Source organism: Acidimicrobiia bacterium (assembly GCA_036271555.1).
In the GTDB taxonomy this organism is placed as follows: domain Bacteria; phylum Actinomycetota; class Acidimicrobiia; order IMCC26256; family PALSA-610; genus DATBAK01.
In genome coordinates this window covers 24099-33229 of sequence record DATBAK010000080.1, presented here as the reverse complement: position 1 = coordinate 33229, position 9131 = coordinate 24099, and the positions used below count along the sequence as shown (strand labels likewise).

Sequence of the window (9131 nt, the reverse complement as noted above, 5' to 3'; positions counted from 1 at the left end):
GCTGCGCCGCCGCGTCGAGGCAACGCGCTGGCCGACCCGCGAGCTCGTCGCCGACCGTTCGCAGGGCGTGCAACTCGCGGCGATCCGCGAGCTCGCGCGCTACTGGACGTCGGAATACGACTGGCGCCGCTGCGAGACGCGCCTGAACGCGCGGCCGCAGTTCACGACGACGATCGACCGGCTCGACATCCACTGCATCCACGTGGTGTCGAAGCACGAGAACGCGTTGCCGTTGGTCATGACGCACGGCTGAACGGTGAGTGGTTCGCGGGCCAGCACGAACCGATCGTGAGCGCGGACGAGTTCGCAGCGGCGCATCAAGGACGAGTCCATGGTCGGCGGCGAGGACGAGACGTCTTGTCGGGGCGCGTCCGGTGTGCACTGTGCCGACGACTCATGACGGTCGATGACAATGGATCGGGCCGAATTCACTACCGGTGTCGGCATCGAGGTCAGGGCTGCCCACTCCCCCGTCGTGCGGCGACTGGACTGATGAAGGCAACGCTCCTTGGCCTGCAACTGATCGGCAGCGACGAGCGCTTACGGGACGCGAGCCGCGAGGAGTTGGCGGCTGCCGGAGAGACGCCCCGCCAGGGGCGGCGACCGGCGGCGCCATCCTCAGCGACGCGACTCGCAGCGCTGCTGGACGAACGGCGCAACCTGCTGCGGCTGCTCTACGACGGTCGGATCAGCGAGGAGCTGTTCGACGAGGATCAGCGCCGCCTCACCGGCCAGATCGACGCGCTCCGCTCCGAGGAGCAGGAAGCAGCCACAGCGGACGCGCGATCAGCTGAGGTTGTCGACCGTTTCGAAGAGATCGCCGCCTACCTGGCCGACCTCGATGTTGAGGCCATCTGGGACGCCGCGACGGAGACCGAGCGTCGAGTCCTGGTCGACGAGCTCGTCGAAGGCATCGAAATGCACCACGATCATCTCGAAGTGACCGTACGAGGTGCACCGAAGTTGAACGTGACGCTGGCGGAGGTAGGGCTCGGACGGCGCGGTGAAGATTGGTCGTGTCGGAGGGGGGACTTGAACCCCCACCCCCTTGCGGGGACTAGGCCCTCAACCTAGCGCGTCTGCCTGTTCCGCCACTCCGACGTGGACGAACGAGCATAGCGAAGAGCGGTGCGTTCTCAGGGCTTCGGTCCCGCCGACGTCAGCTCGACTCGGCCGCCGCGGCCAAGCGCGCCAGCGTCTGTTCCATCCCCGCGCGATTGTGCGTCTCGCGATCACTGACGCCTGTGCCGAGCTTGGAGATCGGCTTGAACCAGCCGGGTCGCAGGTCGGTCCACGCCTCGGTCACAAGACAGCCATTCGCCGTCGGCTCGAGGTCGTAGCTCCACACCGCGACCTTCAGCCCGCCGAACGTGACGCAGAACGCGAAGCGCCGTCCCGGCTCCGCGTCGACGACCTTCGCGACCGTCTTCCACGATTTGCTGCCGGCGCGGTTCGCGGCCCGGAAACGCGCACCCGGAGCCGCGCTCGACGCGCCATCCAACCACGAGCCGCCCTCGTTCTCCGGCGACCACTCGCCCATGCGCGTCACGTCGGCGACCATCGCGTACACGTCGTCCGCCGGCGCCGCGATCTCTCGGCTCACCTTCAGCTCGGCCATGCGCCGCAACGTACCGCCCCGTGATCAGCGCCGCTTCGACGACGCGCAGCGGACGCAGCGCACCGCCCACGGCAACGCCTCCAACCGCTCGTCGCCGACCGGCGCGCCGCACACGTCGCAGATCCCGTACGAACCCGCCGCGACCTTCTCGCGCGCCCGGGCGATCTCCGAAGCCAACACGAGCAACTGCTCGTGCGCCGACACTCGAGAGAGTTGTTCCGCGGCGACTGCGGTCGAGTCGCCCGCGCGCTTCCCGAACTGGATCGCGCCACCCGATTCCAGAGGAACGGTCAACGCAGCGATCTCGGCGTCGACTTCGGCGGCCTTGGCCTCGAGCAGTGAAGCGATGTCGGACGAAGCCGAGCTCAAGCCGGGGTGGTCTCGGTCATGACGACGTCGACCTTCGACTCCGGGAAGTGACACGCAACCGGGTGACCCCCACCGCGATCGATCAGCGCGGGCTCCTCCGATGCGCAGATGTCCTGCGCCTTCCAACAACGCGTCCGGAAGCGGCAACCGCTCGGCGGGTTCGCGGGCGACGGAACATCACCGGCGAGCACGATCCGGGTCTGCTTGCGCGCGCGCTCCTTCACCGGATCGGGAACCGGCACCGCCGACAACAGCGCGACCGTGTACGGGTGCCCGGGCTTCTCGTAGATGTCGTTCGCGTCGCCGATCTCGACGATCTTGCCGAGATACATCACCGCGACCTGGTCGGCGGTGTGCCGCACGACCGAAAGATCGTGCGCGATGAACATGTACGCGAGCCCGAGCTCCTCCTGCAGCTCCTCGAGCAGGTTGACGACGCCGGCCTGGATCGACACGTCGAGCGCCGAGACCGGCTCGTCCAACACGAGCAGGTCAGGGTTCAACGCCAACGCGCGCGCAATGCCGATGCGCTGACGCTGGCCGCCGGAGAACTCGTGCGGGAAGCGATTGGAGTGCTCGGGGTTGAGCCCGACCAGGCGCATGAGCTCCTTGACCCGCGCGCTTCCACCCTGCTTGAAGGTGCCGTGGATGCGCATCGGCTCGCTGACGATGGAGTGCACCGTCATGCGCGGGTTCAGCGACGCGTACGGATCCTGGAAGACGAACTGAATCTTGCCGCGCAACGTTCGGAGCTCGTGCGCCTTCATCGTGAGCACTTCGCGACCGCGGTATTTCACCGAGCCCGACGACGCAGGGATGAGCCGCAGCAGCAGCCGACCCGTCGTCGACTTGCCGCAACCCGACTCCCCCACCACGCCGAGCGTCTCACCGGCGCGCACCGAGAAGCTCACGTCGGAGACCGCCTGCACCATGCCGATCGTGTGCCGGAAGAAGCCGGCGCGGATCGGGAAGTTCTTGACGAGGTGCTCGGCCTCGACGACGACCGCGCCACGCGGCGCGGGCTCGGCGGCGAGCTCTTCGATGGCGGTCACGACGGCAGCTCCGCGGGGATCTCGTCGACGCGCAGACAAGCCGCGACATGGTCCGGTCCCACCGATTCGAGCGGCGGCACGACCGAGTCGCACACACCCGCGCGCGCGAACGGGCAGCGCGGGTTGAACGAACAACCCGGCGGCAGGAAGATCAGCGACGGCGGCTGCCCTTGGATGCGGTGCAGCCGTTCGTTGCCGGCGCGCCGGTCGAGACGCGGCAGCGATGCGAGCAGTCCCTGCGTGTACGGATGGCGCGGCCGGTAGAACGTCTCGTCGACGTTCGCCATCTCGACCTGCCGTCCCGCGTACATCACCATCACGCGGTCGACGGTGCCGGCGACGACGCCGAGGTCGTGCGTGATGAGGATGATGCTCGAGTTCGTGCGATCCTTGATGCGCTCGAGCACGTCGAGCACCTGCGCCTGGATCGTCACGTCGAGCGCGGTCGTCGGCTCGTCGGCGATGAGCACGTCGGGCTCGTTCGCGATCGACATCGCGATCATCGCCCGTTGCCGCATACCGCCCGAAAACTCGTGCGGGAACTGATCGATGCGCTGCGACGGGTTCGGGATGCCGACGAGGTCGAGCAACTCCATGACGCGCGCGCGCAGCTCCGCCTTGTGCACGTCGTGGTGCACCGTGATCGCCTCCGCGATCTGCGCACCGACCGTGAACACCGGGTTCAGCGCGGCGAGCGCGTCCTGGAAGATCATCGCGATCTTCTGGCCGCGGATCGGTTGCAGCCCCTTCTCCGACTTCCCGATCAGCTCTTCACCGCGGAACCGCACGCTGCCGCTGATGTGCGCGGTGTGCGGGAGCAGTCCGAGCACCGCCATCGACGTCACGCTCTTCCCGGACCCGGACTCACCCACGATGCCGAGCGTCTCGTTCGGGTACAGGTCGAACGTCACGTGATTGACCGCGTGCACGACACCGTCGTCGGTCGGGAAGTCGACCGTCAGGTCCTTGATCGACAGCACGGGCTCGATCGCGCCGCCACGCGGCGACGGCGCCGCGGCTGCGTCGTCGGCCAAGAGGTCGATCGGGATGAGATCCGGCGTGGCGTCCATGTCGGCGGTCAGTGCTTCGCCTGCGGGTCGAACGCGTCGCGCAACCCGTCGCCGAGAAAGTTGACGCAGATGACGGTCACGAGCAGGAACAGACCCGGGAACAGCAGCAGGTGCATCTTCGAGAAGTCGTTCACCGCCGTCTCGTTGTTCGACAGCATGAGCCCCCACGAGTTCGCCGGTGGATTGATCCCGAAGCCGAGGAACGACAGCGTCGACTCGGCGACGATCGCGACCGCCACGCTCAGCGTGAGGTTCACCATGATCGCCCCGACGAGGTTCGGCAGGATGTGGCGGATGATGATGCGCCAGCTCGACGCACCCGACGCGCGCGCGGCCTCGACGAACTCTTTCTCCTTGAGCGCGAGCACCTGGCCGCGTACGACACGCGCGATGTAGGTCCAGCCGAGCAACGCGAGCACCATGATGATCGTCGTCGGGCTGCGACCGAAGTACGAGAGCGCGACCGCGAGCAACGCGAGCTGCGGCACGACGAGGAAGAGGTCGGTGACGGCACTCAGGCAACGGTCGATCACGCTGCCGAAGTAGCCCGCCGCCGCACCGACGAGCACGCCGAGCACGGTCGAGAACACCGCCACCGCGAGCCCGATGCGCAACGAGATCTGACCCGCATACAGCAGCACGCTGAGCTGGTCGTGCCCGAGCTCGTCGGTCCCCATCCAGTGCTTCCACGACGGGCCGTGGGCCTCGCCGATGAGCGAGATGTCGATCGTCTTGATGGAGTACGGCGCAACCCACCGCGCGCCGAAGCAGCAGAAGCACAACCCGCCGAGCAGGATGAGTGATCCGAGCGCGAGCTTGTGCCGGAAGAAGCGGCGCCAGAACAGTTGCCACTGCGTGCGCGGCACCGCCTCGGCGCCGACCGCGAGGTCGAGCTCCGCGTCGCTCGGTGTGAGCGTCGGAAAGGGTGACGGTTGCGGCATCGCCGGCCCGACGGTCGTCACGACAGCCGGATCCGGGGATCGAGCACGCTGTACATGATGTCGGCGAGCAGGTTGAAGGTGATGACGAACAGCGCGGTGATGACGACCCAACCCGTGAGGGCGGGCGCGTCACCCGCGGTGAGCGACTCCAGGAAGTAGCGGCCCATACCCGAGATCGCGAAGATCTGCTCGGTGATGATGAGGCCGCCGAAGAGGAACGCGGTGTCGAGTGCCATCACTGTGAGCAACGGGATCAGCGCGTTGCGGAAGGCGTGCTTGAAGATCACCTTCCGCCGCGGCACACCCTTCGCGCGCGCGGTGCGGACGTAGTCGGCCGACAGCACGTCGAGCATCGACGCGCGTTCGAACCGGCTCCACGACGCGATGCTCTGCACCGTCAGCGTGAGCACCGGTAACGCCAGATGTCGGTAGTAGTCGAGATTGAAGATCCCCGACTCGCCGGTGGAGTGCAACCCGATCGAATAGAAGATCGGCGACTTCAGGTGCCAGTGCGTCACCGGGAACGTCGTGAAGATCAGGATCGCCATCAGGCCGAACCAGAACGGCGGCATCGCGAGACCGATGTACGAGACCCCGGTGAACACGTAGTCGCCGATCGAGTACTGCTTGACCGCGGAGTAGACGCCGACACCGATCGCGAGCACGGCCGAGAGGATCGTGCTCCAGATGATGAGATGGATCGTCGTGCCGAGGCGGTGGATGATCTCGCCCATCACCGGGTTGTTCGTCCGGTCGCTGACGCCGAGATTGCCGCGGATCGCCTTGGCGAACCAGTTCCACCACTGGATGAAGAGCGGATGGTTCAGACCGAGCCGCTTCCGCTGCTCCGCCAGAGTTCGCACCGCGCCCTTGGTGTTCCGGTACTTCGCGAGCGGGTCGAACGCGATCCGCAGGCCCCAGAACGTCAGGAAGGATGCGACGATGAGAACGGGGATCGAATAGACGATCCGACGAACGATGTAGGTGAGCATGGCCTACCCCCAGCCCGCCCCGCGAGTCCGATGAGAGGTGGGCCCGGCCACCGTGGCGACCGGGCCCACCGTCACACTCATCGCAGCTACGTCAGCAGACGCCGCCGGCGCAGCCCCACTCGTTGATGTTCCAGAACATCCCGAGGATGGAGTTGTCCTGGACCGGACCGACAACCTTCTTGCTCCAGATGAGGATGTCGGGCAGCGGGTCGAGCGGGAAGGTCACGGCGTTCGTCGCCATGATCTCGTCGCCCTTCTTGCCTGCCGCCTTCTCGGCCGCCGCGTCCGGGTTCGTGTCGACGATCTCGAGCTGAGTGTCGAGCTCCTTCACGTTCGTACGCGTCCAGTTCTGACCCGAGTTCTGGTTCGCCGGACCCGGGATGTTCTTGCTGCAGAACTGTGAGCACAGGCCCGGAGTCAACGCCGTCAGACCACTCGCGTAGAGGGATGCCTGGTAGTTGCCCTTCGGCAGGTCCTCACCGAACAGGTCGCCGGCGTCGCGCAGGTTGATGTGCATGGTGAATCCGGCAGTCTGCAACTCGGACTGCACGACCTGGGCCGTGAGCTGCCGACGCTTGTTGCCGGACGTGGTGCTCAGCGTGAACTCGGCCTTCTGGCCGTTCTTCGTCCAGATGCCGCCCTGCTTCGCCCAACCGTCGCCCGTCATGAGGTCGTTGACCTTCGACAGATCGAGGTGGTATCCGGCGAACGCGTCCTGGTCCGAGTAGTCCTCGATCGCGAACGGGTTGATCGAGTTCACGGCATGGTCGACGCCGAGCTTGCCGAACAGCTGCTTCACGACCGCGTCGCGGTCGATCGCGTAGCCGAGCGCCTCACGCACCTTCTCGTCGTCGAACGGAGCCTTGCCGTTGTTCAACCACAGCGCCTCGACGTACGCCGTGTTGGCGTTCGTCGCGGTGTTCGCGTTCGCGATACCGGAACCGATCGCGTCGACGACGTCGATCTGCGGCTGCGGGTAGATGGCCTGGACCTGGTTCGACTTGAACGCCTGGAACTCGGCCGCGGTGTCGGCTTCGAACTTGAAGACGACCTTGGCCAGGTGCGGCTGGTCACCCCAGTACTTCGTGTTCGGCGTCAGGGTGATGTTGTCGCCCTTGGTCCACTTGGCGATCCACGGACCACCGGACCAGTCGTAGCCGTTCTTCATGAGGGCGTCGCGGTCCTTGCCCTGCAGAATGTGGCTCGGCAACACGCCGGTTCCACCGGCGAACAGCGCCTGCCAACCCGAGAATGCGGTGCCGGGCTTGTAGGTGACGACCGGCGACGACTCGTCGGTGCAGTCGACCTTCGCGATGTCGGTGTAACCGGTGCGGTCGTAGATGTTCGCACCGTTCGCGATCTGGTCGGCCGTGTACTTGAAGTCGTCACACGTGATCGGCACCCCGTCGGACCAGACGGCCTTCGGGTTGATGTGATACGTGATCGTCTCGACGGGCGTCGCCGAGAAGGTCGGCATCCCGGTCAGCAGCACGCCGGGCTCGTTCTTGAGCACGCCGCCGCCCTGCGGGATCGGGTCGAACGCACGGGGAACGGTCTGGTACTGACCCATCCAGCTGCCCCAGCTGGATCCGCCACAGGCGTCGATCCAGTCGAAGCAGTCCGGCTCCTGCTCGGCGCCGACGGTGAGCGTGCCTCCGTCGACGATCTTCGGCGCCTTCGTCGTCGTCGCGCCGCCGCTATTGCCTGAGCCGTTGCTCTTGCTGCTTCCGCACGCGGCCAGAACGATGGCGACCGTGGCGACGACAGCTACGAGGCGCATGTGGCGCCAGTTGCTGTTCAATCGAGACCTCCCCGTCTCCAAAATGTTTTCCCCCAGGAAGATCGTCCGGGCAGGGACGATCGGTGCACTCAAGGCCTATCGGCCAAAACAATCCCTCACGTAAGTCGGATCGAGAGCAGGATGGTCGTGAAGGCGAAGACGATGGACGCCATGACCGTCAATCGGTCGAGGTTCTTCTCGACCACGGTGGCGCCGGCCATCGCTCCCCCCGCGGAACCGCCAAACATGTCAGAGAGTCCGCCACCGCGGCCGGCGTGCAGGAGCACGAAGACCACGAGAGTGAGGGACACGATGAGATGGATGACGATGAGCACCGCGTTGATCACGCGACCGAGATCCTTCCTCCGGCTGGCACCCGGCCCTCATGAGGGACCAAGTGCGCGGATCATATCCCTGCTTCTGGCGAAGCGGGCGTCACCCTGCGCTTTCGCTCGGAAGAATTCTTCCTGCGCCGGTCAGAATCGGAACAGATGCTCCGGAGGCCCGGCCTAGGAGGCGTGTGCGAACCGGACGACGCGGGCGAACTCGTCGGGGTCCAGGGAGGCGCCGCCGATCAGCGCACCGTCGACCTCGGACTCCGCCATGAGCGCGGCGATGTTGCCGGGCTTGACGCTTCCCCCGTAGAGGATCCGGGTCGACTGCGACGCCGGCTCGCCGGCCAGGGCCGCGACCGTCGCCCGGATCGTCCCGATGGTCGAGCTCGCGTCCTGCGGCGTGGCGTTGTGGCCGGTGCCGATCGCCCAGATCGGCTCGTACGCGATCACGAGGTCGCCGATCGCGTCGGAGCCGACCTCGCGAAGCGCCGCCTCGACCTGACCCTGCACCTTGGCGTCGGTCCCGCCGGCCTCGCGCTCCTCGAGCGTCTCGCCGACGCAGAGGATCGGCAGCATTCCCGACGCGAGGGTCGCGTGCAGCTTCTTCGCGACCATCTCGTCGGTCTCGCCGAAGATCTGCCGCCGCTCGGAATGACCGACGATGACATAGCTCACGTTGAGCTTCGCGAGCATCGGTGCGCTCACCTCACCCGTGAACGCGCCCTGCGTCTCCCAGTAGCAATCCTGCGCGCCGAGCGCGATCGGAATGTGATCGCTGTCGATCGTCGTCTGCACGGAACGCAACGCGGTGAACGCGGGGCACACGACGACGTCGCACGCGACGTAGTCGGATTGCTCCAAGCGGTACGACAGCTTCTGCACCACCTGGATCGCCTCGAGGTGCGTGTGATGCATCTTCCAGTTACCGGCCATCATCGGCTTGCGCGTGTGCGGTGTGCTGTTGCTGCTCATCG

The 9131-nt window shown here is 66.4% G+C and carries 10 protein-coding genes, 1 tRNA gene and 1 pseudogene; 1 reads left to right on the top strand and 11 read right to left on the bottom strand.

The genetic code is table 11. The annotated features are described in order from the left end of the window. Position 1: 1 nt before the first annotated feature. Positions 2-250 (top strand): annotated as a pseudogene (locus tag VH914_18095) (epoxide hydrolase N-terminal domain-containing protein). A gap of 536 nt (positions 251-786) precedes the next feature. Here the strand turns inward: VH914_18095 and VH914_18090 are convergent. The 11 genes from VH914_18090 to tpiA form a co-directional block, all read right to left on the bottom strand. Next, on the bottom strand, positions 787-933 hold the full coding sequence (locus VH914_18090; GenBank protein ID HEX4493120.1) for a hypothetical protein: 147 nt from the start codon (positions 931-933) through the stop codon (positions 787-789). 84 nt (positions 934-1017) lie between these two features. Further along, positions 1018-1101 (bottom strand) — tRNA-Leu (locus tag VH914_18085). Positions 1102-1159: 58 nt separating this feature from the next. Continuing rightward, positions 1160-1618, bottom strand: a complete 459-nt coding sequence (locus tag VH914_18080) for an SRPBCC family protein (GenBank protein ID HEX4493119.1) — start codon at positions 1616-1618, stop codon at positions 1160-1162. Positions 1619-1642: 24 nt separating this feature from the next. Next, positions 1643-1987 carry a TraR/DksA C4-type zinc finger protein gene (locus tag VH914_18075; GenBank protein ID HEX4493118.1) on the bottom strand — a complete coding sequence of 115 codons (345 nt, stop codon included), beginning with the start codon at positions 1985-1987 and terminating at the stop codon, positions 1643-1645. After that, positions 1984-3030: a dipeptide ABC transporter ATP-binding protein gene (locus VH914_18070; protein HEX4493117.1), complete on the bottom strand. Its 1047-nt coding sequence runs from the start codon at positions 3028-3030 to the stop codon at positions 1984-1986. Before VH914_18070 ends, VH914_18075 begins: the two co-directional genes overlap by 4 nt. A gap of 5 nt (positions 3031-3035) precedes the next feature. Continuing rightward, positions 3036-4109 (bottom strand): ABC transporter ATP-binding protein, encoded by a 1074-nt coding sequence (locus VH914_18065; GenBank protein ID HEX4493116.1) that lies wholly within the window; start codon positions 4107-4109, stop codon positions 3036-3038. Positions 4110-4117: 8 nt separating this feature from the next. Then, positions 4118-5071: an ABC transporter permease gene (locus VH914_18060; protein HEX4493115.1), complete on the bottom strand. Its 954-nt coding sequence runs from the start codon at positions 5069-5071 to the stop codon at positions 4118-4120. Beyond that, a complete protein-coding gene (locus VH914_18055; protein ID HEX4493114.1) occupies positions 5068-6042 on the bottom strand; it encodes an ABC transporter permease in 975 nt (324 codons plus the stop codon). Before VH914_18055 ends, VH914_18060 begins: the two co-directional genes overlap by 4 nt. A gap of 91 nt (positions 6043-6133) precedes the next feature. Then, positions 6134-7822 (bottom strand): ABC transporter substrate-binding protein, encoded by a 1689-nt coding sequence (locus VH914_18050; protein HEX4493113.1) that lies wholly within the window; start codon positions 7820-7822, stop codon positions 6134-6136. A 116-nt stretch (positions 7823-7938) separates the two neighbouring features. Further along, the gene (gene secG, locus VH914_18045) at positions 7939-8169 is read right to left on the bottom strand and encodes a preprotein translocase subunit SecG (protein HEX4493112.1); all 231 of its coding nucleotides are present in this window, start codon (positions 8167-8169) and stop codon (positions 7939-7941) included. 162 nt (positions 8170-8331) lie between these two features. Continuing rightward, a complete protein-coding gene (tpiA, locus tag VH914_18040) occupies positions 8332-9129 on the bottom strand; it encodes a triose-phosphate isomerase (protein ID HEX4493111.1) in 798 nt (265 codons plus the stop codon). Positions 9130-9131 lie beyond the last annotated feature (2 nt).